Here is a 23,801-nt window from a genome sequence, read left to right as displayed (position 1 = left end):
TCACTTGCCCGTGGGCCTGAGCCGTAGATAGATCTCCGAGGCGTCCGGGGCCTGCCAGGCCGCCGGGAAGGCGTACAGGTCCTCCTTGGTCGGCCAGCCGGTGAACTTCCTGGCGTTGTAGATGTTGATCGTCCCCTGGGTGAGCAGCGGGACATAGGGCATCGACTGCTCGACGCGGGTCTGGATCGTGTCGAAGTACGGCTGCCGCGCCGCGGTGTCCGAGACGTTGATCTTCTTCAGTTCGGCGATGGCCCTGTCCACGTCAGGATCGGAGAAGCGGCTGATGTTCGCGCCGGGCGTCCCGCCGACCTTGTCGGTACTGTCGGTGCTGTAGAAGTAGCTGTAGACGTAGAACGGGTCGGCGGCCGGGCCCTGGTACAACGAGTCGAGCATCAGCTCGAAGTCGCCACGCCCCCGCGCGTCGGCCCATTCGTTGTACGACAGCTGTTGCACGGTCACCTTGATGCCGGCCTTCGCCAGCTGCTGACCCAGTGTGTCGGCCGCGGTGATGTAGTCGGTCCATCCTGCGACCGTCTTGAGTGTCAGCTTGACGGGCTTGCCGTCCTTGACGTAGATCCCGTCGGCGCCCTTCGCGTAGCCCGCGCTCTCGAGGATCTGCTGCGCCCTCGCCGCGTCCGGTTGCATCGGCGCGACCTTGTTCTGCAGCCGGCCGGAGATGACCGCCTGGTCCCGCTGCAGCAGGGCCATGCTCGGCGAGATCTCGGCGCTGGTGTTCTCGAAGGCCAGCGCGTTCAACTGGGTCCGGTTGACGGCATGGTAGATCGCCTGGCGGACGGCAGGGTCGGTCTGCGGGCCCTTGCACCCCAGCTCGGCATTGGCGCAGGTGTCCAGCACCATCTGGTTCACCGGAGTGGTGATCAGCTTGTACCCGGGATAGCTCTGCTCCACGTTCGCGATGTCCGGCACCGGTCCGGTCTGCCAGTCGATCTGGCCGGCCTTGAGCGCGGTGGCGCCGGACTGGTTGCCCGAAAGCGAGGGGAAACGGATCTTCTTCACGGCGGGCTCGCCACCCCAGTAGTCCGGGTTCGCCTTCAACGTGAACGCCTGGGGCTTGAGCTCATCCACCACGTAGGGCCCGGTGCCGACGGGCTCGCGCAGCTGTTCCTTCGTGGGGTCGGGAATGTCCTTCCACTTGTGCTCGGGCACGATCCAGATCCGGCCGAGCACCTGCGGGCCGTCCACGAAGGCCGGCTCGTCGAACTTGATCACAACGTGGGTGGCGTCGGTGGCGGTCGCCTTACCCTGGTAGCCCGTGCCGTTCATGGCCTTGTGCTCCGTGATCATTTTCAACGTGAACACGACATCGTCAGCGGTGAACGGCCGGCCGTCGGACCACTTGACGCCGCTGCGCAGCGAGATCGACAGCTCCGTACCGTCGTCGTTCCAGGAGAAGCTCTCGCCGAGCCGGGGCCTGGGTGCGCCCTCGCTGCGCACGGTGTTGTAGAAGAACAACGGCTCGAAGATCGTTCCCCCGCCGCCGAGGGCCCCCGGCAGGTACGGGTTGAAGATGGGCTGGATGTCACCTGATCCGCCGGTGTACACGACCAGAGGCTCGGAGGAGGCCGCCGAGCCGCCTGCCCCGGACGTCGCTCCGGCCGCCTGCCCCGGCGAGCCTCCGGACGAGGAGCATCCGGCGACCAGTATCAACGCAGCGAGTCCAGCCGCCGCGCGGGGTGTCTTGATGGACATAGCGCGAAGTCCTCTCGAACGATGCTGAGCATTGTTAATTTGCCGACTTAAGTAAGTCAACGGGTCGTGAAAATTTCAGAGCAGGCGGCTCCGGCGTAGTGTGCGGCTCTATGGGGTCTCGGAGCGGGCTTGCAGCTCGCCGCAGGCCGACGGGATTCAGGCCAAGGCGGGGTGGCAGTGAGCGCAGGAGCAAGGGCGAAGCCGCACGCGAGCAGCAAGGCCGCCGTCCTGGACGCGATCAGGGCCGCGGGCACGATCAGCCGCGTCGGGCTGGCCACCGCCACCGGCTTCACCGGGCCCACGATCTCGGCGCTGGTCCGCCGGCTCATCGAGGAGGGCCTGGTGGTGGAGACCGGCCGCGCCGAGTCGACGGGTGGCAAGCGGCGGATCCTGCTCCAGCTCAACCACACCGCCCGCTACGCGGTGGGCGTGCATCTCGACCACGGCGCCATGACGTACGTCCTGACCGATCTCGCCGGAACCGTGGTGGCCCGAATTGTGCGGCGCGGCGCCGGCGCGGAGGAGCCGGACACCGTCGTGTCGCGGACGGCCGAGGAGATCTCCAGGCTGATCGAGAGCATCGGCGTGCAGCGCGGACGCGTGCTCGGCGTCGGCCTGGTCTCTCCTGGTCCGCGCAGCTCCGCTCCTGGGGTGGGCCTCGCTCCGCCGACCATGCGGCACTGGGAGGGGTTCCCGCTGGGCGAAGCGCTGGAGCGAGCGACGGGCCTGCCGGTGGTGCTCGACAACGACGCCACCGCCGCGGCGCTGGGTGAGCACTGGTCGGGCGGCTTCGGCGGCGCCACATCGGCGGCGGTCGTCCATCTCGGTACGGGGATCGGCGCCGGCCTGGTCATCAACGGCATCACCTACCGCGGCCCTAATGGCAACGCGGGCGAATTCGGGCACATCTGCGTCGACATGGACGGCCCTGAGTGCTGGTGCGGAGCCCGGGGTTGCGCGGAGGTGATGGCCGGCACAGCCGCGGTGGTGACGGCCGTGCAGGCGGACGCCGCGCTGGCCGAGGCGGTCGGCCTGGGGACCCGCCGGAGGCGCGTCTCGACCGTCGCCGACTTCGCCGCGATCAGCCGGGCGGCCTCCAGGGGCGAGCCGGGAGCCCTGGCGCTGCTGGAGAGGTCGGCCCGCTACATCGCGGCGGCGGCCCGCAGCCTGGCCAACATCATGGACCTCGAAGTCCTCGTGCTGACCGGGCCGGGCTTCGCGATCGCGGGCTCGGTCTACCTCCCCGTCGTCCAGCAGGAGCTTCAGCGGACGGCCTTCTCGCGCGCCGCGCAGCCTGTGGACGTACGGCTCTCACGCTCGGCCGCCACCGCTTCCGCCGTCGGCGCCGCCGCGCTGGTGCTGGAGTCGGAACTGGTGCCCCTCAGCCAGGCCGCCCGTCTGCCGGAGAGGCTGGACGCCGAGCCCGTCGCGCTTCCCTATTCCCTCGTCGCTTCAGAGGTTGACTAACTTCAATAGATTAAGTAAGCAAGTACTCGCAGATGCGCTACTCGGCACCCGAGGGAAGAGGGCACATGATCCGCGAGATGTTGCACGACGGGTGGCGTCTGCGGGTGGCCGGAGGACCCGTCCCGGAGGCGGTCGCCGACTGCGACATCCCGGCGCGGGTGCCGGGCGGCTCTCACCTCGATCTCATGGCGGCGGGTCTCATCCCGGACCCGTACCTGGACCGGAACGAAGCGGAACTGGTGTGGATGCACCGCGCCGACTGGAGGTACGCGACGACCTTCCAGACGTCGGCCGCGCGGCCTGGCGAGCGAGTGGACCTGGTGTTCGACGGCATCGACACGGTCGCGATGGTGCACCTCAACGGACGGCTTCTGGGCCATACCGCGAACATGCACCGCGGATATCGCTTCGACGTGGGCGAGATCCTGCAGGACGGCGCGAACGAACTCGTGGTGACGATCCGCTCCGCCCTGAACCACGCCGAGGAGTTCGAGGAGAAACTGGGCTCGCGCATGCGCGCCTACCCTCATCCCTACAACGCCGTCCGCAAGATGGCCTGTTCATTCGGCTGGGACTGGGGCCCCGACCTGCAGACAGCCGGCATCTGGAAGCCGGTGGGGCTGGAGCGTTGGGACAGCGCCCGGCTCTCCCGCGTACGCCCGCTGGTGACTGTGGACGCCGATGGCACCGGCCGCGTCGAGGTACACGTGGAACTCGACCGCGTCCGCGACGGCCGTTACGGCATCAGGGCCGATGTGGGAGGCCGTTCCGAGCAGGTGCCCGTGTCCGGAGGCGCGGCGACAGTCACCGTGCTGGTACCGCAGGTGAGACTGTGGTGGCCGGTCGGCTACGGCGACCAGCCGTTGTACGACCTGACGGTCACGCTGCTGGAGGACGACCAGCCGGTGGACATCGCCCAGCGACGTGTCGGCTTCCGCACGATCGCCCTCGACACCGAACCCGACTCGACAGGCAGCCCGTTCACCTTCGTCGTCAACGGCAGGCCCGTCTTCGCCAAGGGCGCCAACTGGATTCCCGACGACCACTTCCTCACCCGAGTCGATCGTGAGCGGATCGCCCGGAGAGTCGACCAGGCCGTAGCCGCGAACATGAACATGCTGCGGGTCTGGGGCGGCGGCATCTACGAGAGCGACGACTTCTACGACGTCTGCGACGAGCGGGGGGTGCTCGTATGGCAGGACTTCCCCTTCGCCTGCGCCTTCTACGCCGAGGAGGAGCCGCTGCGGAGCGAGGTCGAGGCCGAGGCGCGGGAGAACGTCACCCGCCTGGTCTCCCGCCCCTCGCTGGCACTGTGGAACGGCAACAACGAGAACCTGGAGGCTTTCGCGGAGTGGCCCGGCTGGCGCGACACACTTCAGGGACGCACCTGGGGCCTCGGCTACTACACGGAACTGCTGCCGAGGATCGTGGCGGAGCTCGACCCCACCCGGCCCTACACGCCCGGTAGCCCCTACAGCCCCGGCAACTCACGGCCGAACGAGGACGACCACGGCACCCGGCACGAATGGGCCGTCTGGAACAAGGTCGACTACACCCACTACCGTGACCACATCCCGCGCTTCTGCGCCGAGTTCGGCTTCCAGGCACCGCCTACCTGGCGCACCTTGACCAGGTGGATCCACGACGAGCCGATGACGCCGAACTCACCGGGGTTCCTGCTCCATCAGAAGGCCGAGAACGGCGACGTCAAGCTCGACCGGGGGATGGAGCCGCACCTTTCCGTGCCCGCCGCCTTCGAGGACTGGCACTGGGCGGCACAGCTCAACCAGGCCCGCGCCGTCGCGTTCGGCGTCGAGCACTTCCGCTCCTGGTGGCCGCGCACGGCCGGGGCGCTGGTGTGGCAGCTCAACGACTGCTGGCCGGTCACATCCTGGGCGGCGGTGGACGGCGACGGACGGCCCAAGCCCCTCTACTACGCACTCAAGCACGCCTTCGCGCCTCGGCTGCTCACCGTTCAGCCGAGGGACGGCCGGACGGTCCTGATCGCCGTCAACGACCACGACGAGGCCTGGACGGGGACGGTTGCCGCGCTCCGGCAGACGCTCGCCGGCAACGTACTGGCCGGCGCCGACCTTACCCTCGTTGTGCCGCCCCGGTCGGTGGGTACCGTCGAACTGCCCGGCGACCTGCTCGAGCCTGCCGACGTGAAGCGGGAGGTGCTGGTGATGACCGTCGGTGACGTCCGCGTCTGTCACGTGTTCGCGGAGGATCGGGACCTGGTGTACGAGCCCGCGCCGCTCGTCACGGCCGTCAACAGGCTGCCCGGCGGCTACGAGGTCGAGGTGCGAGCCGTCTCCTTCACCCGCGACATCGCGCTGCTGGCCGACAAGGTCGCCGCCGACGCCTTGGTGGACGACATGCTGGTTTCACTGCCTGCCGGACAGTCGCACACCTTTCTCGTGCGAACCTCCGAGGTGCTGGACGACCCGTCCGCCCTGACCGCTCCCGGCGTGCTGTGCAGCGCCAACGCTCTGACGGCGGTCGCGACGTGAGCGCGGGTACCCCTGTCGGCCTGGTGCTCGCCAGGCCACCACGCCTGCTCGGTGCGGAACCGTTCTTCCTGGAGTTCATCGCGGGTATCGAGGAGTTGCTCGCCGAGCACGACCGTTCCGTGCTGTTGCATGTCGTCAACACACACGAGGCCGAGATCGCCGCGTACCGCCGGTGGGCGGACAACCGCATGGTCGACGCCGTGGTGCTGGTTAACCGTACGGCCGAGGACGTCAGACCCGCGGTCCTTCGCGAGATCGGACTGCCGGCCGTGGTGGCGGGCGAGCCGGAAGGAGACACCCCGGCCGTCCGCACGGACGACGTCGGCGCGGTGCGGGAAGCGGTCGCCCACCTCAGCAGGCTCGGGCACCGTCGCATCGCACGGGTCAGCGGTCCCACCGCCTTGATCCATACCCGGATCCGCACCCGAGCCCTGCTCGACAGCATGAGGTCGGCCAGCATCGAGCCGGTCATGCTGGAGGGGGACTACTCGGAGGAATCGGGGGCGAAACTCACCGCCAAGTTACTGGAGCGGCCCGACCCTCCCACGGCGATCATCTACGACAACGACCTCATGGGGGTCGCGGGCCTGGCCGCGGCCAAGGATCTGGGTTGTGATGTTCCCCGCGACCTCAGCCTGATCGCCTGGGACGACTCCAGCATGTGCCGCCTGGCATCGCCTCCGCTCACCACCATGAGTCTCGACGTGCACCTGTTCGGACAGTTGGTCGCCGCGTCTCTGCTGGAACTCGTCGAGGGAGGCCCGGTCGCGGAACGCCGGTGCCCGACCGCCACGCTCATCCCCCGAGGGACCACCGCACCGGCGAGCGCCGGATGAGGAGTGCGTCACCCCACCCACCTGCCGGCGCAGGTTCTCCGGGGCCATGCCCACCCGACACCCCTGGCTTGGAGCTTTGGTGATCGCTTTGTCCGCGGACGGCGTCGGCGTCGTCCTCGAACTCGCCGGACCGCGCCCGCCGCGGGTGTTGTACTGGGGTGCCTGCCCAGGACCGCTCACCGGGCTTCCGCCGGTGCCCGGCCAGGATGTGGTGCCCAGCCAAGGCGACGGCTGGTTCGGCCGACCGGTGCTGTCCGGGCGTCACGACAGCGGCTGGCGTCCGTCCCGGTTCACCTTGGCCGAGGCCGTCACCGTGGACGGAAGCCGTGTCGAGGCGCTTGCCAAGGACCCTGACTGTGGCCTCGACCTGACCTCCGAGATCGAGCTGACGCCTCAGGGTGTGCTGCGGATGCGCCACACGCTCCTCAACACCGCCACCTCGCCGTACACGCTGGACCGCCTGGCCTGCCTGATGCCGCTGCCCACGCAGGCCGGCGAGGTGCTCGACTTCGCCGGCCGCTGGGCCAGGGAGCGGTCCCCGCAGCGGGCGCCGCTGCGCCAAGGCGCCTGGTCGCGAGAGAACCGCCGTGGCCGGACCTGGTTCGACGCCGGCCCGCTCGTCGTCGGCACTCCGGGGTTCGGGTTCCGGACCGGCGAAGTGTGGGGGGTGCACATCGCCTGGAGCGGCAACCAGGTCCAGTACGTCGAGCGGCTCCCGGAGGGGGACAGCGTGCTCGCCGCCGGCGAGCTGCTCGAACCAGGCGAGGTACGGCTCGGCCAGGGGGAGTCGTACAGTACGCCGTGGGTGTACTTCGCGGCCTCCGACGCCGGTCTGGACGGGTTGAGCCGCAGGTTCCACGCCATGCTGCGCGCCCGGGCGACTCATCCCGGATCGGCGCGCCCGGTGACGATGAACACCTGGGAGGCGGTCTACTTCGACCACCGCGAGGACCGCCTGCTCGCGCTCGCCGACGCCGCGGCGGAGGTGGGCGCCGAGCGGTTCGTCGTCGACGACGGCTGGTTCCGCCACCGTAGGAGCGACGACGCGGGCCTGGGCGACTGGTACGTGGACGAGACCGTCTGGCCCGACGGCCTGCACAAACTGGTCCGGCGGGTGCGCGAGCACGGCATGCAGTTCGGGCTGTGGTTCGAACCCGAGATGGCCAACCTCGACTCCGATCTGGTTCGTGCCCACCCGGACTGGCTGCTGGCCGACCCGCAGCGGTGGCCGCTACCCCGACGCAACCAGCACGTTCTGGACCTGGCGCATCCCGAGGTGTACGCCTACCTGCTGGAACGGATCAGCAGCATGGTGGCCGAGTACGACATCGACTACATCAAGTGGGATCACAACCGTGACCTGGCCGAGCCCGTGCATGAAGGCGTGCCCGGTACTCATGCGCAGACCGAGGCCGTCTACCGGCTGCTGGACGGGCTGCGCGCCCGGTTCCCCACGCTGGAAATCGAGTCGTGCTCCTCCGGGGGCGCCCGGGCCGATCTCGGCATTCTGGAGCGCACCGACCGTGTCTGGGGCTCGGACAACATCGACCCCATCGAACGCCAGCACATCCAGCGGTGGACCAGCCTGCTGCTGCCGTACGAGCTGATCGGCTCACACGTCGGCTCCTCCCCATCCCACCTCACAGGGCGCGTCACCACGCTCGGTTTCCGGGCTGCCACCGCTTTGTTCGGACATGCCGGTATCGAGGCCGACATCACCGCATGGGCGCTCACCGAGCGGGCTGCGCTGGCCGAGTGGATCGCCCTGTACAAGGAGCTACGCCCACTGCTGCACACCGGCGAGGTGGTGCGGGCCGACCACCCCGACCCTGCCGCATGGGTCCACGGCATCGTGGCCCTCGACCGGAGCCGGGCCGTGTACTCCTATGTGCAGCTGGAGACCGGCGTCGTGGAGCGGACGGCGCCGATGCGACTACCGGGGCTCGACCCCGACGCCGAGTACGTCGTCGAGGCCATCCCCGGCGAGGTGTCCGGCCCTCTCGACCGTCATCCCGACTGGGCGTCGAGCCATGTGCGGCTCACCGGCCGCGCCCTCGCCGCCATCGGCCTTCCCGCCCCACGGTTCGCCGACAGACCAGGCACCGCCTTCCTGTTTCTCTGCCTCCGGGTCTGAGCGGCAGCAGTGAATGGCGCGAAATGAAGTACGGTCCAGCGCCATGGCTTCCAATACATAGAAAGCGTCGATAAGGCATCCGCCGATCGCTGCGGTCAACGGGCAGAAATGGGACGGCGAATGAATCTTTCACGATATTGTCGCTGTTTGCCCAGTTCGGAGTGCCTGTGCGTGACGCAATGGTGCAGTCGGTTTTTTTTCACCCGAGAATTGGCGGGACGGTAGAACTCCTGGCGATAAGAGTCGTCTCCCGGCGACCGTCGCCAGGTTCCCTTCACCTCAGTCTCGAGGGAGAAAGCGCAAATGCGGTTACCTGTGCTCGAATTTCTGCGTCGCCCGGCCACCATGTCCACTGGGGGCGGCTTGATCCGGCGTCTGTCCGTCGCCGTGGCGGCCGCGCTCCTGGTCAGCCCTGTGCTGGCGTCACCCGCCGCGGCGCACGGTGCGGTCAGCGACCCGCCCGCCCGCCAGTACGGCTGCTACACCCGTTGGGCGAGTGAATGGCAGTCGCCGCGGATGGCGACGGAGGACCCGATGTGCTACAAGGCCTGGCAGGCCGACCCCTCCGCCATGTGGAACTGGAACGGGCTGCTGCGCGACGGCGTCGGCGGCGACTACCAGACCGCCGTCCCCGACGGGCAGCTGTGCAGCGGCGGCCTGACCTTCAACGGCCGGTACGCCGCGATGGACGAACCGGGTCCGTGGAAGACGGTGGACAAGCCGAACCGGTTCACCCTCAACCTGCTGGACGGATCGTCCCACGGCGCTGACTTCATCCGTGTGTACGTGACCAAGCAGGGGTTCGACCCGCTGACTCAGCGGCTGAAGTGGAGCGACCTGGAACTGGTCACCGAGACGGGCAGGATGCCTACCGGGACCACCACGCCGGTGCAGGTGTACGCGCCCGGCCGCACCGGCCACCACATCGTCTTCACGCTCTGGCAGGCCAGTCACCTCGACCAGTCGTACTACTTCTGCAGTGACGTCAACTTCACCGGCGGTGGGAACCCCTCGCCGAGCCCGTCACCAAGCCCCAGCCCGTCGGCGTCGCCGAGCCCCAGCCCGTCGCCGTCGCCGTCGCCGTCGCCGAGCCCGTCACCAAGCTCCAGCCCGTCGCCGAGCCCCAGCCCCAGCCAGTCCCCGAGCAGTGACCCTGGGCTCGGCTGCTCGGCCACCTACCGAGTCGTCTCGCAATGGCCCGGCGGCTTCCAGGCGGAGGTGCGTGTGGTGGCCGGATCAAGGGCGATCAACGGTTGGAAGGTCGGCTGGACCTTCGCCGGAGACGAGAAGGTCAGCTCGGCGTGGAACGCCACCCTGATGACGAGCGGATCAACCGTCGACGCCCGCAACCTCGGATACAACGGCGCACTCGGCGCGGGAACCGGCACCACCTTCGGCCTCCTCGGTACCGGAACCAGCGGCACACCCACCCTCACCTGCACGGCATCCTGATCCATGCCCGGCGGTCCCCTGAGGGGGGTCGCGGCTGAACCGGGTTGGCCGTCTTCGGCGAACCTGACGCCGAGCTGCGGTTCGGCCCAGATGCCGAGCGGGTAGCGTCCGCCTCGCCCTCGGTCACCGAGGGCGAGGCGGGAACCCCAGCACCGCCCGTGCCGAGCCGGTCGGCTCCAGGGGAAGCATCACGCCCGCTGGATGAGATTCCGTTCGCCGGTCGCGTTCCGGTCGAGGAGCGGCAGCCGGAGGACGAACCGCGCGCCGCGCGGGGAGTCCTCGATGCGCAGGCTTCCCCGATGGGCGTTGGCGATGTCGCGAGAGATGGCGAGCCCCAGCCCGGTGCCGCCGGCGTCCCGGCGCCGTCCCTCGTCCAGTCGGGTGAATCGCTCGAAGACCCGCTCACGGTCAGCGGGGGCGATGCCGTTCCCGTCGTCGGTCACCGAGAGGACCGCCTGGCCGTCGGCGGATCCGACGCAGACCGTGACGCCGGTCGCCGCGTGCCGCCGCGCGTTGCTCAGCAGGTTGCCGACCAGCCGGATCAGCTGGATCCTCGAGCCGTGCGCCCACACGTCCCCGGCGGCGTAGAGCTCCACCGGCGTGCCGCCGAAGTGGGCGTCCACCTCCTCGGTGACCAGCGCCACGAGGTCGATCGGCTCGTGCGGCGCCGGCTGTCCTCCGCGTAGTCTGGCCATCGTCAGCAGGTCCTGTACGATCGCCTCCAGCCGGCCGGTGGCCGACAGTGCCCCCCGGATGGTGTCGCGGGGGTCGACGTGATCGGGGTGGAGCAGTGCTTCCTCCAGTTGCACCCGCAGCCCGGCGATCGGTGTCCTGAGCTCGTGGGAGGCGACGGAGGCGAGCTGGCGCTGCTGCTCGGCCGGGCGCAGCGCCCGGCCGATGATCCACCACATGAGGCGGCCGCCCAGCAGGATGACGAGGAGCGCGGCCCCAGCGATGAGGTATTCGAGTCGGTGCGTCGCGATAAGGGGTCGCTCGACCGTGCCGGCGTAGACGACGGGAGATTCGGGGGCCGGCGACACGCGGTTGGCCATGAGCAGGAGGCACGGCTCGCCCGGGTGGCACTCGACCCGCCGCTGGAGCCGGTTGTCGGGTGCGGGCCGGAACGTGCTCAGCCGTGGCCGCTCCGTCGCGCCCGGGCTGGCCTCCACAACCCTGCCGCGTGCGTCCACCAGTTGGACCAGGTCGACGGTGCCGGAGACGGAGTCGGGATTCGGCAGCACGCCGCCGCGCACCTGCGCGCTCCACTGGGCGGCGACCTGCTCGGCGTCAAAGAACACCTGGTCTTCGACCTTGTAGCGGATCGCCAGGTCCAGGCTCACGCCGCCCAGGACCGTGAGCAGGAGCACCAGCATCGTCGCCGTTGTCGTGTAGTACGTCTGCATCGAGTGCAGAGACGGCATCTGCCTCACCATTCTCCTGCCGCACCCGGTGGACCACCACCATGGGCAAATTGGACGATTTCGTCCACCTTGGGGTCAGTTGTCCGCTTGTGTCAAGCTGGCGACAGGGGTCTTGACCTGGGCTTTTATGTGGTCCAGTGCCATGTCGAGGGCGACGACGAGGGGTCGTTCGTCCTGCATGGTCTCGGCGAGCAGGTAGCCGCCCTGCATGGCGGCGATGAAGGCGACGGCGAGTTTCGCGGGGTCCGCGCCGGGGTCGAGCTCGCCGCTCTCCCGCATGCGGGAGAGGCCGTTCGCGAGCAGTTCCTGCCACCTGGCGAAGACGGCCGCCAGGGACTGGCGGGCGTCGTCGTAGCGGCAGGCGAGTTCGGTGGCCAGGGAGCCGATGGGGCATCTGTAGGGCACTTCGCGCTCCCAATGGCTCGTCACGATGGAGTCACGCCATCTCTCGAGATCCCGCATCGAGCGCACTTGGTCGAGTTGCGGCTTCTGAGAGGAGACCATGTGGTTCTCCCGCATCGCGATCACCTCGGTGATCAGCGCTTCCTTGTCCGGGAAGTAGTGATAGAGCTGCGACTTGCTGACGCCGCAGGCGTCCACCACCTGATCGAGGGTCGTCGCCGTCACCCCCTGCCGGAACATGAGGTTCGCGGCGGTCGTGACGATGCGCGCGCGAGTGGCCGCCCCGCGGGCGGTGAGCCGCGGAGAATCATTCCCTGGCCTTCGAACGGCCATGTGGCAACCCCACCTTCCGGCGCGCCGGCCCGCTGGAGCCATGCCGGAGGAACGGCCTTGACAATTACTGACATACCACCACAAACTAGACGAAATCGTCCAGTCCGTCGCCGGGATCGTCCGACGGTCACCCGTTGTCAGGACCACTTTCTGTGAGCGGGTCTCCTCCTCCACCACATCAGCAGTGCCCCGGCTCCGGCGAGTGCCACCCCTGCCATGGCAACCCATGTCCAGCCGGGGAGGCCGCCCTGCTCGTCCGTCTCGGCCATCGCGCTCACGGGCGTACGTGACGGTGCCGGAGCGCTGGACACGGGGGCGCTGGACACGGGGGCAGTCTGCAGTGGAGCCGTCGATGACCGCACGGTGAACGGGATCTCGCCTTCGAGGGGGCGGCCATCGGCGGAGACGACGCGCCAGACGACGGTGTAGCTGCCGGAGGGAAGCGGCTCGTCGACGTCCACGAACACCTTGGCGCCGCGAACCCGGGGTGTGCCGGACGGGAAGCGCTGCCCGGCCGCGTCGTGCAGGAGCACGACGGGATAGCGCACGTTGTTGTTGAACTCCAGCTCGACGAGGTCGAGGCCGGAGACCACGGCGTTGCTGACGGGTGTGCTCGATCGCAGGGTGTCGGTGTGCCAGCGCCGGTGCGGCGAACACTCCCAGAACGGCGCATAGAAGGCCGAGGAGCAGAAACGCTCTGGCTGGTTTCCCTGTCACTCGCCCTCACCGTTCTCGTGACCCGACGGGCGGTCCTCCGAGTTGCCCGGGAGAGGTGGCGTCGCCGGTCTCCCGCCCCGCGCCACCAGGACGGCGGCCGCTCCGAGAACCGCGACCGCGGCCACGACCGCCCAGATCCAGCCCGGTGTGCCGGTCTCCTGATCCGGGCGGTCCGCTCCGGTCGCCGGGATGGCGGGCGCAGCCCCTCGGGCCGATGCCGCCGACGAGGATCCGACGACGAACGGTATCTCCCCTTGGATCGGGTGGCCGTCGGAGGAGACCACCCGCCAGGCGCTCCAGGCATACGGGTAGGCCGTGGCCCGGCGGGTGACGGCGGGCAGTGGTGTCATCGGGGATCTCCAGTCATCGTGTGCGAACACCTGCGGGCGCGCGGGCCGTACGGACCGGCATGAGCGGTCCGCGGGGCGTCGAGGCGTGCCGCTTCCGCGGGCAGGCGTGACGCCGAGCGGGCAGGCCGCGCGCAGGAACCCTCAGAAGGGCTCGGAGAGAATCACAGGAACACGAGAACCGGCGGTCCGCGCCGGATGACGGCGTGTCGCAGGACAGCCCCGCGCCGGGGCTCTCGGTCGAGGTCGTACGACGCGAGCCGGGGGCGGGGGCGTAGGCGGGCAAAGAGCTGAAACACCGCGAGCACGGCCCGGAGCCAGCGGAGCGCTCCTGTACCGATCCTGCGCAGGATCGACCACAGCGCCGCCTCGCCCCGCGACAGCCACCACCCCGTGACCACCGCCGCGGTGACATGCGCGGTGAGCATCCCGGCGCCCACCCCCAGCCGGTGCGAGTGCGCCACGGCCGTCGTCTCCACCGACGGCGAGAGGGACGCGAGGAGTTCGTGCAGGAAGACCTGGGCTGCCAGGAGCATGCCGATGACGACCCATGGCGACCGCTCCCGGCCCGCCATCGCCGTGGCGGTGGTCATGACGGCCGCTCCGCCCACGAGAAGGGCACGGAGAGTCGGGGTGGCCCCGCCGGCGAACCAGTGCGCGCTTGCGGCGAGGAGCACGCAGACGACCGTGAAGGCGGCCGACCGCGCGAGTCGCAGGGGTAAGGCGGCGCGCATGATGAAAACGACTATCGCACAGAGGCTGGTCAGCCCCAATACCACGCCGTCTGCTCGTTCATGACGGGCTCGGGCCACTGCACGAGGGCGGAATCGCGGTGCCGGGCGACAGGCCCTTTCGTTCTCACCGGCGCTCGCGCTCTTTCAGGAAGTATTCGACCCGGTCGCGGCGTATGTCACCGTACGCACTGGGGGGCGGGGAGGCGTTGTGCGATGATTGCGGCGCCATGAGAGCCACCATGCCCTTCCGTGCCGTACGGGCCGCCGCGTTCGCCGCGGTCTCGGTGGCGCTCGGCGTCGGGGCGCATGCTGTCGGCGGCGGATCGGTCTCCGCGCTCGCCGTTCTCGTGGCCCTGCTCATCGCCTTCCTGCCCGCACACGCCCTCGCCCGGCGTGAGCGGACGCTGGCCGTGATCCTGCCGGCCCTGGCGGCCTCACAGGCGGCGCTCCACCTGCTGTTCTCGTTCGCGCACACCCTGGAGCCGGTCACCGCCGGCTCCGCGATGAGCGGGGGGCATATCCACTCCGGGCTGATGCCCGGCCTGGGCATGCTGATCATGCACGGCTGGGCGGTCGCACTGACGGCGGCGTGGCTGGCGCGTGGCGAGGCCCTGCTCTGGGCGCTGCTGCGCCGGCTGGCCGTCCGGCTGCGCATCGTGCTCGCCGTCTTCCCGGACCCGGCGTACGGCGCGGTCGTCGTCCCGGTGATCGAGCGCCGGGTGGTCGCTCGGCCGGTCGTGCTCGGCCATTCGGTGGGCCGGCGCGGCCCTCCTGGCACCGTTCGCACTGTTCCTGCCTGACCGTCACCTGGTCGGCGGGCTCTCTCTGATGTGACCGGCACCCCCCCTCAGCGGCGGGTGCGTCCGACGTGCGCTCGCGTACGCCGAAATCGTTCAGTGCAGCGGTACCAGTCACCGGCTCAGCCGGGTGAAGGGATCTTCATGTTCTCCCGTGTCATGCTCGTCGTTCTCAGCCTGGGCGCAGTGACGGCCACGGCGGCCTGCGGTTCCGAGGAGCCGTCCTCCGCCTCGGCGGCGTCGCCGTCGGTGGTGGCGGCCTCTCCGTCATCCGCCCCAGCCGCGCTCAGCATCACCGACCCCTGGGTCAAGACCGCCAAGAAGGGGATGACCGCCGCCTTCGGCACGCTGGTCAACAACTCCGATTCGGACGTCACCGTCATCGCCGGCAGCACGCCCGCGGCACCCATGGTGGAGTTGCACGAGGTCGTGGAGTCCAAGGGCAAGATGGTGATGCGGCCGAAGAAGGGCGGTTTCGTGGTCCCCGCCCACGGCTCCCACGTCCTGCAGCCCGGCGGCGACCACATCATGGTCATGGACGTGCCCTCCGAGATCAAGCCGGGGTCCGAGGTGCCGTTCACGCTGGAGCTCAAGGGGGGCGGCACCTACACCTTCACGGCTCTGGGCAAGGACTTCGCCGGCGCCAAGGAGAACTACCAGCCGGGCGCCGACATGGGCGGCATGGATGAGTGAGCGGCATGATGAGGCGGAGCGTCTCTCCCGCCCGCGCCTGAGCCGCAGGGCGCTGCTGTCCGGCGGCGCCGTAGTGGCCGCCGCCGCGACGAGCGGGGCCGTCGTGGCGCGGGCGAGCGCCGACGACACGAGTACGGCCGGCCGTACCGTCGATCCGGAGGGGAACTCGCCCCGGGCGACGGCGGTGGAGCCGTTCTACGGAGCCCACCAGGCCGGTGTCGCGACGGCGCCGCAGGCGCACGCCGCGTTCGTGGCGTTCGACCTGCGGTCGGGCTCGGACCGGGAGAGTGTGGCGCGGCTGATGCGCGTGCTCACCGACGACGCCCGGCGCATCACCCAGGGACAGCCCGCGCTCGCCGACACCGAGCCCCATCTGGCCGTGCTGCCCGCCCGGCTGACCGTCACCTTCGGCTTCGGACCGGGTCTGTTCGCGGCCACCAAGACGTCCGATCAGCGGCCGGAGTCCGTCGCTCCCCTCCCCGCGTTCGGCATCGACCGGCTGAAGGAGCGGTGGACGGGCGGTGACCTGCTCGTCCAGATCTGCGCGGACGACCCGCTCACCGTCACCCACGCGCTGCGGGTGCTCGTCAAGGACGCCCGGTCGTTCGCGAAGGTCCGCTGGACCCAGCGGGGCTTCCGGCGGGCCGCGCACTCCCAGCAGCCCCACACCACCCAGCGCAACGTGATGGGACAGCTCGACGGGACCGTCAACCCCGTCGCCGGCACACCCGACTTCGATCGGGCGGTCTGGTTCGCCGGGGAGCAGGAGTGGCTGCGGGGCGGGACCACCCTGGTCCTGCGGCGCATCCGCGCCGAGATGGAGACCTGGGACGCCGCCGACACCGTCGCCAAGGAGTTCACGATCGGCCGCCGCCTCACCGACGGCGCTCCGCTCACCGGCGCCCGCGAGCACGACGAACCGGACCTCGCGCGCCTCACCCCCGCCGGGCTGCCGGTCATCTCCGAGTACGCCCATATCCGCCGGGCGCATGTCGCGGACCCCGGCGCGCGTATCCTCCGTCGCGTCTACAACTACGACGAGGGCGTCTCCGCCGACGGCACCGCCGACACCGGGCTGTTGTTCGCCTCTTACCAGGCCGACATCGCCCGGCAGTTCATCCCGATCCAGCAGCGACTGGCCGAGGCGGACCTGCTGAACGAGTGGACGACGCCGATCGGCTCCGCCGTGTTCGCCGTTCCTCCCGGCTGCGGCCCCAAGGGATGGATCGGAGAGACCTTGCTGTCCTGACGCCGCCGGCCGCTCGCGCTCGGCCGGTGAGCGGTCACCGGCAGGGTGGATCCGGACCCGTTCCGGATCCACCCGCCCCAGGCGGCATCACGATCCCGCTGCGCGGGCGGTGACTCGGAGGCCGTGCGGCTCTGCGGGAGGAAGGGACCGCGACACGAAAGCAAGATGAAGGCACTAGGCGTGATCGTGTGATCACATTCAGTAGCATCGCCATGTATTCGATCTTGAACCTGTACCCATGACAGATCGGAAGTTCCATGGTGATCTCACAGCGGCCCAGGTCCGCGCTCGTCACGCTCGCCTGTGCCCTGACCGCGCTGCTGGCCGCATCGGGAACGGCGGCGATGGCCGGCACCGATATGCACGCCGGCACCACGACGCGGCAGGCCGCCGCCTCACCCTGCATTCGGCAGGGACAGGCGACCTACCCCGTCGAGTACTACTGGAAGAACATCATCGGCTGGAACCTGGGCACCGGGTCGGTCTCGGTCGTCACCTCCCCGTCCCTGTGGGGAGGGCAGATAGCCCCGGGTGGGACCTTCACCCTCACGCTGTCGCACCGCACGAACCGATGGCCGCCGACGGTCACCCGCTACACCACCAACTGGGACCTGTAGTCCCTGCTGGCATACGCCGACATCGTCGGCCAGTCGGGGACCGGCACCATCAACGGCACCACCCTGTCGATCACCTCACCGGGCACCAAGACCGACCCACCCGCCAAAGTCATCACCTTCCAGGTCCGCCAGGGGACGGTCGGAGGGAGCATGACCATCCGGCCTACCGGGATCAGCAGCGTCATCGCCCTGCCGGGCCAACTGGGTAACAACACACCCGCCCCGCCGATCCAGATCGTCAACGGCCAGTCGATCTCGCCCACCCAGGCCGTCAACGACACCGCCACCACCCAGGGCAAACCAGTCAGCGTGCCCGTCCTGGCCAACGACACCGCCACCGCACCGGTGATCAGCAACGTCACCGCACCCGCGAACGGCACCGCGGTCGTCTCGGGCAACACCGTCGTCTACACGCCCAAGCCCGGCTTCGTCGGCACCGACCGCTTCACCTACACCGTCACCACCGCCTGCGGAAGCGCCACCGCCACGGTGACCGTCGCCGTCCCATGCACCGACACGCCCGTCGCCTTGGCCAACGGCAGCTTCGAGGAGCCACCCATAACCGGGTTCCAGATGCTCCCCGACGCCTCGACCAACCCGAGTATCGGCTGGCGCACCACCGCCACCGACAACCTGGTGGAGTTCTGGCGTAACGGCTACGGCGGGGTTCCGGCAGCCGACGGGCAGCAGTTCGCCGAACTCAACGCCAACATGTTCTCCACGTTGTACCAGGACGTTCCCACCATTCCGGGGACCGTCATGACCTGGTCGCTGTATCACCGAGGCGTCGCGGGCACCGACACCATGCACGTGCTCATCGGCGCACCCGGCGCGACCCTGGTCCAGACCCCCGCCGGAGCCTCCTCGCCCGACATCACCGACGGCAACACCGCCTGGCGCCGCTACACCGGGACGTACGTCGTCCCGCCGGGGCAGACCGTCACCCGGTTCTCCTTCCAGTCGGTGACGACCGCGGGGGGTAACCCGGCGACCGGCAACCTTCTGGACGGCGTCGTCTTCGAGACCCCGCGCTGCCCGAGCACAGCCCAGGCAAGTGTTCGATCATGAGGCCGAGGATGCGCGCGATCTGCTCCGCCTGACGGCGTGGTCTACCCACAGACCCGGCGGAAGCTCGCAGTGAGGTCTCCGGTGCGGGGTTCATCCACCAGGAAGAACCTGAACACCGGAGACCTCGTCGGCCACCAAGGCCTTGACGCACGTCCAGGGAATCCCTCGGTATGGGTGCGCGGCCACGTGCCCTAATCCAGGGAAAGCGGAACCGCCTCGTCGGAACCACGCCACAGATACGCCGTCAGCCGGCGGCCGGTGGAGTGCTCGGCGGCGGCGTCCTCCGGCGGGGACCAGCGCAGCTGGCGGTAGAGGGCGGTCCGATGCAGGTCGAAGGCCGCCTCCTGCAGGTCGCCGAGCTCGATCACACATCGGACGGCGCCCCGATACGAGAGCCAGGCCGCCAGCACGCCGGCCGGGGCCGCCCACCACGCCATCGGTGTCCAGGCGACGAACGCCACACTCCAGAGCCAGGCGGTGACCTGGGCCTCCAGCCGCCCACGCGCCCTGGCCAGCTCCTGCCGGGTGTCTTCGGGCATCACCAGCCACAGCCGGGACCAGCATCGCACCGGGTCCAACCCGTATTTCTCCCTGGGCCATCGCTCCGCGGCGGCCAGCGCGTTGCCCAGGCGGGTCGGCAGGCACCGCTGTGGGTCGATCGGCATGGTGCGCAGCCACGCGTCCAACGTCACGAACTCCTGCTCCTCCGCCCAGGCGCGGCTACAAGAGGCGAGCACCTGCCAGCGCGCCTCGCGCCGGGCGACGCGACGGGCCCACCTGCGCGCCATCGGGCGCGTCACCCAGCCCAGTCGGGGAAGCCACCGGCCGGAGAGAAGGGTGAGCGCCGGATCCGTCAGGCGTCTGGCCAGCAGCCCTGACAGCAGCACCACCACCAGGACGGACGCAGTCCACCACGGAGTCGTGTGCTGCGTGATCCATCGCTCGGCCGCCTGGGGTCCCCAACCGTTGTGGAAAAGCCAGACCAGCCCGCTTCCCAGCCAGAACAGCGCCGCCGGCAGGAGGACGACGTTCGCCCACCGCTCCGCGATCCTGTCCGTCAGGCCCTTCCACAGACCGTCCACCACCTATGTCTCCGAATCCGGCGTACGGACGAGAGGCTTGCCGTGTTCCGGGCACGCGGGAACGGCCTGCCCCACGGCTCGGCGGCGCCATCGATGATCGCAATCCGGGCAGACGTAGGTCTCGGAGTGCACAACGCCCCCGGTGCCGGTCAGCGGGTAGTACGCGGCACCGGGATCGCGCAGGCCGCCGTCGTGTGTCTGCCCCAGGTAGGAATACGCCCACTCGCGGGTGGCGGGCCACCGCTGCAGCAGGGTCAGGATCTCCTGCTCGACCTCCGTGCTCCGAGCGAGCAACCGGCCGAGGGCGGTGTCCACCTCCTCGGCCTCCGCACCGAGCAGCGCCGGCAGTTCCGGCCTGATGGCCTTCGCCAGGTCGACGACCGAGCGCGCGTGGCCGGCCATCACGCGCCCATGTAGGTGAAGGCGGCCCAGTACGCGGGGTGGGCGAAGTCTCGCCCGGTCCCCCACACTTCCCGCAGCGGCTCCGGAATCGGGGCGTACCTGTCCATGATCTCGGGATAGGCCGACCGCAGCTCGCGGTTGGTGGCGTCGCGCAGCCAGCGCTGTGCCGTACGCAGCGCCTCGGCCGGATGGGCCCCGTCCCGCCACAGAATGTAGAACCGGCTGAGCAGCAGCGCGGTGCTGACATCCGGCACTCGCCACATCGACCCGATGACCCCGGCGGCGCCGCCCTGCAGGAAGCCGGTGGCGATACCGACCACCTCGTCGGCGAGTTCCACGTGCGGCAGCGACGTCTCACACGCGGACAGGACCACGAGCCGGCGTGTCCCGGCCGGCCTGGCGAGCAGGTCGCGCAGGGTCAGGCGCTCATCGTGGGCGAGCAACAGGTAGCTGTCCAGGACCTGCCCCCAGTCCGCGTAGCCGTGGCAGGCGAAGTGCTGCACCGTGTGGCCGTCCAGCGCGGCCAGCACCGCCTCCCGGGAGGCCTCCTCCCCCGTCAGGCGACTGCCCTCCGGAAATCTCGCGCAGCCGGCGTCGATCTCGTACCGCGAGTAACGCAGCGGGGCGGCGGCCACCGGTTGCGGGTCCTCGACGGCGAGAAGTGCGGCAGGCGCCGAGACGGCCGTCGAAGCGGCTCGGTCCGCGGCGGCACGGGCCTTGGCGCTCGGGGCGAAGACGAGGGGCAGGTGGTCGAGCGCGAAACGGCGGCCGGTCGCCGTGCCGGCGTCGGGGGTCCAGGCGACGTGCAGCGGCAGCGAGGCGATCATCCCCGTCGGGATCAGCGTCAGTTCGGCGCAGTCGGGCACGAGGTCGAGCAGCGGCTCCATGATCGCTTCCCACATCCAGGCGGTGGTGTCGTCGAGGGCCCTGTGCCAGCGGTGAAGGTCGGTGGCCGCACGTTCGTAATCCTGGAAGTACCGTGTCATGCGCGGGCGGAGCTCAGCCCAGGTCAGCGCGGGCAGGGCATGAACGCGCACGGATTCGCCGATCACCAGCAACGCGAAGCCGGCCTCGACGCCGGGAACCACGTACAGCAACGGGCCGAGCCGTGCCGCGTTCGAGACGTCCCGGCCGGCGTCGGGCAGGCGGAAGCGCTCGAATCCGGGCATGGATCTGATGCGCAGCAGCACCTCCTCGCGTTGCCGCCTCGCCTCGGCGAACGCGTGCGCCGGCGGCCGGTTGTCCCCGGGCATGGGCTCCAGGCTCAGGCTCTGCATTCCGCGCAGCGTCGCGGCCGCCGAGCGGTACGCCTCCGCGAGTGCCGGGTGTGCCCGCGCGAGCCGGTCGGTTTCCGCGGCATCCTCACCGAGGGCGTCGGCGAGCAGCCGGGTTCTGCCGCGTTCCAGTGCGACGACGGCACTCCACGGGTCACCGGCGCGCACATGCGCTGCGGCCGCCGCGGCGGCCAGCCCTTCGGCCTGCCTCAGCCATTGCTGCTTGTGCTCCCGCACGGAACTCTCGTCGACGAGCCGGTCCAGCGCGTCGAGGGCGTAGCCGTACGTCTCCGCCGCTTCGTCCCAGCGACCCCGATGGGACGACTGGTCCCCCCAGCCCCGCGCCAGACGCATGACGGCGAGCGGATACTGGTCGACGCCCGCGGCACTGGCCTCCCGCAGCAGCCCGAGTCCGCGGGCCAGGGCGGCGGGATCCGCGGTGAGTTCGTAGAGTTTGGCGTAACCCATGGCGAGGTTGATCCGGTATGCCGCGCCGTTGGCGGCCTCGACCGGGCACAGCGCGCACGCCTCCTCCATGAGTCCCACAAGCCGGCGCATGCCGGGTTCGGACTTCTCGTGGCCGGAGCGCTGCATGATGCACTGGGCGAGGTTGACCAGATGACGGGCCCTGTCGAGACCCTTGCTCCGGCTGACCGCCTCTGCCAGGAGTCGCTCGGCGCGGTCGAGGAGATCCTCGCCGTGTGTCTCCGGTTCGTGTACGTGCCGCAGGATCAGGGCTGCCGCGAGGTTTCCGAGCCGGACCTCGCGGTCAGGGGAGTTCTCCGGCGTGTGCGCCAGCAGTTCCTCCAGGATCCGGATCGCCTCCGCACCGACCGCAGAGTCGCCGAAAGCCTGATATTTGTCCATGAGGCACGAACCCAGGGTGAACAGCGCCGTGTCATTCCCGGTGGACGACCGTCGCCCCGCGGTGGCCTCACGCAGGAGGTCGATCGCCTCCTCCAGCGTCGCGACGTCCCCCGTGCTCATGTACAACTGCCGCAGGTCGATGCCGAGGTTGCAGACCATCGACACCCGCCCCGGGCCGGTCTCGTACGCCAGGCCCTCGCGGTGCAGCGCCACGGCCTGGCGGAGGTCGCCGATGCGACCCTTCGCCTGGTACAGCACGCGAAGGGTGTGGCCATACCCTTCCAGTGCGGTCGGGTAGATGGGATCGCCGGGCCGGACCAGCTCCAGCATCTCCTCGTGGGCTCGCGAGCAGAGGGTGAGATCCTCAGGGGTGTCGCGCGCGGCGTACCGCCGGCGCAGGGCCACGCCGAGACCATGCAGGTGGTAAGGGCGGATCTCGGCGTCCGGCGCCACCCGGTCGAGGGCATCCCGGTGTATGTCGATCGCCCGATCGAGGTCCGCGGGGTCACCGACCTCGTCGTAGCGAACGCGCAGGCACACGGCCAGCCCGTTGCGCCTCGACCCCCACTCCGCCGACTCCGTGGGCACTTGCGCGGATTCGGCCATGGAAACGGCCTTGGACAAGTCGTCCGGGTCGCGAGAGAGCCGATGCCGGTTGCGGAGAATCTGGACCATCGCGCTCGCCGCGCCGCCAGGCTCTTCCGGATCCGGGTAGACCCCCTCGTGCAGCAGCCGAAAAGCGGTGAGGCTCAGGTCGATCGCTTCCAGGGACGACTCGATCTCGCCCACTTCGTGGGCGCTGACCCCGACATCGTGCAGCGCCGCGCCCCCCAGCGCGGCGGTGCCGGGGTCCGCCCGCACCGCCTCCGCCACCAGCGCCACGGCCTCCCGCAGCCCGGCCAGGTCATGCTCCGGGGCCAGCGCCTGGGCCAGACCGATCATGAACGCCGACCGGTACGCCGAGGAGGCGGGCAGGAGCCGGATGGCGGTCCGGATCACGGCGGCAGCCCTCGCCGCCTGGCCGGGCATGCGCCTCAAGGCACCGCCCATGTTGTACTGAGCCACCGCGCGCAACAGAAGGTGGTCTCGGCGGACCGCCGGGTCCTCCGCGACCCTCGCCCACAGGGCGACCAGTTCTTCCAGGGCCGTATGGTCACCCGCCGAGTACCGCTGCTCCAGTTCAGCCGCCCGCCGTACGAGGGGCTGCATCGATTCGGGGGCGGTGACCAGGGTGCCGCCTGCGGCCTCGACCGCGTTGACGATGCCGAATTCTCTGCATATCTGCAGGAAATCACGCCACAGCGGTAACTTTTTCGCGAATTCGTGATAGCCCATCGACTCCGAGTGCTTGATCAACTCGGCGAACCATATATCGACTTCTGGGTCATACAAGATGTGATTCTTCTGAACGGTCGCCGCGGCTTCGTCCCAGCCACGACTGGACACAAGCTGGGTGATCGTCTCGATCAGGCGCTCTTGCTCCTCGGGTTCCTGCAGACGGCCGACGTTCTCGGGAGCCACGAAACCTCCACGGTGACCGGGCCGCGCTTGCCGATACCGGGCGCAGGCCTGATGGCATTATGGGCGCTGCGGACCCGGTCAGGGAAGGCTCGTTTCCCGGCCGCTTTATACCTTATGTCCCACTTAATCGCCGGTCGCCGCTCGCCTGCGCACGGTGTGAAATCC

Annotated in this window: 19 protein-coding genes; 10 read left to right on the top strand and 9 right to left on the bottom strand. The window is 69.7% G+C overall.

Annotation, left to right across the window (positions count from 1 at the left end):
- Nucleotides 1–1,710, bottom strand: a complete 1,710-nt coding sequence (locus FED44_RS04150; protein WP_138459792.1) for an ABC transporter substrate-binding protein — start codon at nucleotides 1,708–1,710, stop codon at nucleotides 1–3.
- 177 nt (nucleotides 1,711–1,887) lie between these two features.
- Here FED44_RS04150 and FED44_RS04145 point away from each other — a divergent pair, with 177 nt between their 5' ends.
- The 5 genes from FED44_RS04145 to FED44_RS04125 all read left to right on the top strand — a co-directional run bounded on the left by FED44_RS04145 (nucleotide 1,888) and on the right by FED44_RS04125 (nucleotide 10,112).
- Complete coding sequence (locus FED44_RS04145; protein ID WP_138459791.1) at nucleotides 1,888–3,177, top strand: ROK family transcriptional regulator; 1,290 nt, start codon at nucleotides 1,888–1,890, stop codon at nucleotides 3,175–3,177.
- A gap of 65 nt (nucleotides 3,178–3,242) precedes the next feature.
- Nucleotides 3,243–5,690 carry a glycoside hydrolase family 2 protein gene (locus tag FED44_RS04140; protein WP_138459790.1) on the top strand — a complete coding sequence of 816 codons (2,448 nt, stop codon included), beginning with the start codon at nucleotides 3,243–3,245 and terminating at the stop codon, nucleotides 5,688–5,690.
- Nucleotides 5,687–6,526: a LacI family DNA-binding transcriptional regulator gene (locus FED44_RS04135; protein ID WP_138459789.1), complete on the top strand. Its 840-nt coding sequence runs from the start codon at nucleotides 5,687–5,689 to the stop codon at nucleotides 6,524–6,526. Before FED44_RS04140 ends, FED44_RS04135 begins: the two co-directional genes overlap by 4 nt.
- A gap of 46 nt (nucleotides 6,527–6,572) precedes the next feature.
- Complete coding sequence (locus FED44_RS04130) at nucleotides 6,573–8,660, top strand: alpha-galactosidase (protein ID WP_138459788.1); 2,088 nt, start codon at nucleotides 6,573–6,575, stop codon at nucleotides 8,658–8,660.
- Nucleotides 8,661–9,023: 363 nt separating this feature from the next.
- Nucleotides 9,024–10,112, top strand: coding sequence for a lytic polysaccharide monooxygenase (locus tag FED44_RS04125; RefSeq protein ID WP_244301693.1), 1,089 nt, complete (start codon nucleotides 9,024–9,026; stop codon nucleotides 10,110–10,112).
- Between the two features lie 188 nt (nucleotides 10,113–10,300).
- On the opposite strand, the gene FED44_RS04120 is transcribed toward FED44_RS04125, so the two are convergent.
- The 5 genes from FED44_RS04120 to FED44_RS04100 all read right to left on the bottom strand — a co-directional run bounded on the left by FED44_RS04120 (nucleotide 10,301) and on the right by FED44_RS04100 (nucleotide 14,066).
- Entirely contained in the window at nucleotides 10,301–11,533 is a 1,233-nt protein-coding gene (locus tag FED44_RS04120; RefSeq protein ID WP_165900612.1) for a sensor histidine kinase, read from the bottom strand.
- Nucleotides 11,534–11,608: 75 nt separating this feature from the next.
- The gene (locus FED44_RS04115; protein WP_111700135.1) at nucleotides 11,609–12,268 is read right to left on the bottom strand and encodes a TetR/AcrR family transcriptional regulator; all 660 of its coding nucleotides are present in this window, start codon (nucleotides 12,266–12,268) and stop codon (nucleotides 11,609–11,611) included.
- Nucleotides 12,269–12,405: 137 nt separating this feature from the next.
- On the bottom strand, nucleotides 12,406–12,891 hold the full coding sequence (locus FED44_RS04110) for a copper resistance CopC family protein (RefSeq protein WP_138459786.1): 486 nt from the start codon (nucleotides 12,889–12,891) through the stop codon (nucleotides 12,406–12,408).
- A 90-nt stretch (nucleotides 12,892–12,981) separates the two neighbouring features.
- Nucleotides 12,982–13,335: a copper resistance protein CopC gene (locus tag FED44_RS04105; RefSeq protein WP_138459785.1), complete on the bottom strand. Its 354-nt coding sequence runs from the start codon at nucleotides 13,333–13,335 to the stop codon at nucleotides 12,982–12,984.
- A 161-nt stretch (nucleotides 13,336–13,496) separates the two neighbouring features.
- Nucleotides 13,497–14,066, bottom strand: a complete 570-nt coding sequence (locus FED44_RS04100) for an MFS transporter (RefSeq protein ID WP_138459784.1) — start codon at nucleotides 14,064–14,066, stop codon at nucleotides 13,497–13,499.
- Between the two features lie 227 nt (nucleotides 14,067–14,293).
- Here FED44_RS04100 and FED44_RS04095 point away from each other — a divergent pair, with 227 nt between their 5' ends.
- From FED44_RS04095 to FED44_RS04075, 5 genes are all read left to right on the top strand, one after another.
- Nucleotides 14,294–14,866: an MFS transporter gene (locus tag FED44_RS04095; RefSeq protein ID WP_138459783.1), complete on the top strand. Its 573-nt coding sequence runs from the start codon at nucleotides 14,294–14,296 to the stop codon at nucleotides 14,864–14,866.
- A gap of 141 nt (nucleotides 14,867–15,007) precedes the next feature.
- Nucleotides 15,008–15,556: a copper chaperone PCu(A)C gene (locus tag FED44_RS04090; RefSeq protein WP_138459782.1), complete on the top strand. Its 549-nt coding sequence runs from the start codon at nucleotides 15,008–15,010 to the stop codon at nucleotides 15,554–15,556.
- Nucleotides 15,549–16,805: a Dyp-type peroxidase gene (locus FED44_RS04085; protein ID WP_111700139.1), complete on the top strand. Its 1,257-nt coding sequence runs from the start codon at nucleotides 15,549–15,551 to the stop codon at nucleotides 16,803–16,805. The genes FED44_RS04090 and FED44_RS04085 overlap by 8 nt, the downstream gene beginning before the upstream one ends.
- A gap of 257 nt (nucleotides 16,806–17,062) precedes the next feature.
- Nucleotides 17,063–17,422 carry a hypothetical protein gene (locus FED44_RS04080; protein WP_138459781.1) on the top strand — a complete coding sequence of 120 codons (360 nt, stop codon included), beginning with the start codon at nucleotides 17,063–17,065 and terminating at the stop codon, nucleotides 17,420–17,422.
- A gap of 150 nt (nucleotides 17,423–17,572) precedes the next feature.
- Nucleotides 17,573–18,490, top strand: coding sequence for an Ig-like domain-containing protein (locus FED44_RS04075; RefSeq protein WP_138459780.1), 918 nt, complete (start codon nucleotides 17,573–17,575; stop codon nucleotides 18,488–18,490).
- A gap of 191 nt (nucleotides 18,491–18,681) precedes the next feature.
- Here FED44_RS04075 and FED44_RS04070 read toward each other — a convergent pair whose 3' ends face one another.
- From FED44_RS04070 to FED44_RS04060, 3 genes are read right to left on the bottom strand one after another with little or no spacing between them, the layout of a single operon-like run.
- The gene (locus FED44_RS04070; RefSeq protein WP_111700141.1) at nucleotides 18,682–19,575 is read right to left on the bottom strand and encodes a hypothetical protein; all 894 of its coding nucleotides are present in this window, start codon (nucleotides 19,573–19,575) and stop codon (nucleotides 18,682–18,684) included.
- A complete protein-coding gene (locus tag FED44_RS04065; protein ID WP_138459779.1) occupies nucleotides 19,576–19,974 on the bottom strand; it encodes a hypothetical protein in 399 nt (132 codons plus the stop codon).
- Complete coding sequence (locus tag FED44_RS04060) at nucleotides 19,974–23,507, bottom strand: CHAT domain-containing protein (RefSeq protein ID WP_138459778.1); 3,534 nt, start codon at nucleotides 23,505–23,507, stop codon at nucleotides 19,974–19,976. Before FED44_RS04060 ends, FED44_RS04065 begins: the two co-directional genes overlap by 1 nt.
- Between the last annotated feature and the right edge of the window lie 294 nt (nucleotides 23,508–23,801).

The organism is Microbispora triticiradicis (assembly GCF_005864065.1).
GTDB classification, from domain to species: domain Bacteria; phylum Actinomycetota; class Actinomycetes; order Streptosporangiales; family Streptosporangiaceae; genus Microbispora; species Microbispora triticiradicis.
This window is presented reverse-complemented; position numbering and strand designations above follow the sequence as displayed.

Excerpts from the sequence above, each read along its gene's own strand:
- FED44_RS04150 (WP_138459792.1), bottom strand. The coding sequence starts at position 1,710 with ATGTCCATCAAGACACCCCGCGCGGCGGCTGGACTCGCTGCGTTGATA.
- FED44_RS04140 (WP_138459790.1), top strand. The coding sequence starts at position 3,243 with ATGATCCGCGAGATGTTGCACGACGGGTGGCGTCTGCGGGTGGCCGGA.
- FED44_RS04130 (WP_138459788.1), top strand. The coding sequence starts at position 6,573 with ATGCCCACCCGACACCCCTGGCTTGGAGCTTTGGTGATCGCTTTGTCC.
- FED44_RS04120 (WP_165900612.1), bottom strand. The coding sequence starts at position 11,533 with ATGCCGTCTCTGCACTCGATGCAGACGTACTACACGACAACGGCGACG.
- FED44_RS04115 (WP_111700135.1), bottom strand. The coding sequence starts at position 12,268 with ATGGCCGTTCGAAGGCCAGGGAATGATTCTCCGCGGCTCACCGCCCGC.
- FED44_RS04105 (WP_138459785.1), bottom strand. The coding sequence starts at position 13,335 with ATGACACCACTGCCCGCCGTCACCCGCCGGGCCACGGCCTACCCGTAT.
- FED44_RS04100 (WP_138459784.1), bottom strand. The coding sequence starts at position 14,066 with ATGCGCGCCGCCTTACCCCTGCGACTCGCGCGGTCGGCCGCCTTCACG.
- FED44_RS04095 (WP_138459783.1), top strand. The coding sequence starts at position 14,294 with ATGAGAGCCACCATGCCCTTCCGTGCCGTACGGGCCGCCGCGTTCGCC.
- FED44_RS04090 (WP_138459782.1), top strand. The coding sequence starts at position 15,008 with ATGTTCTCCCGTGTCATGCTCGTCGTTCTCAGCCTGGGCGCAGTGACG.
- FED44_RS04085 (WP_111700139.1), top strand. The coding sequence starts at position 15,549 with ATGAGTGAGCGGCATGATGAGGCGGAGCGTCTCTCCCGCCCGCGCCTG.
- FED44_RS04080 (WP_138459781.1), top strand. The coding sequence starts at position 17,063 with ATGGTGATCTCACAGCGGCCCAGGTCCGCGCTCGTCACGCTCGCCTGT.
- FED44_RS04075 (WP_138459780.1), top strand. The coding sequence starts at position 17,573 with ATGACCATCCGGCCTACCGGGATCAGCAGCGTCATCGCCCTGCCGGGC.
- FED44_RS04065 (WP_138459779.1), bottom strand. The coding sequence starts at position 19,974 with ATGGCCGGCCACGCGCGCTCGGTCGTCGACCTGGCGAAGGCCATCAGG.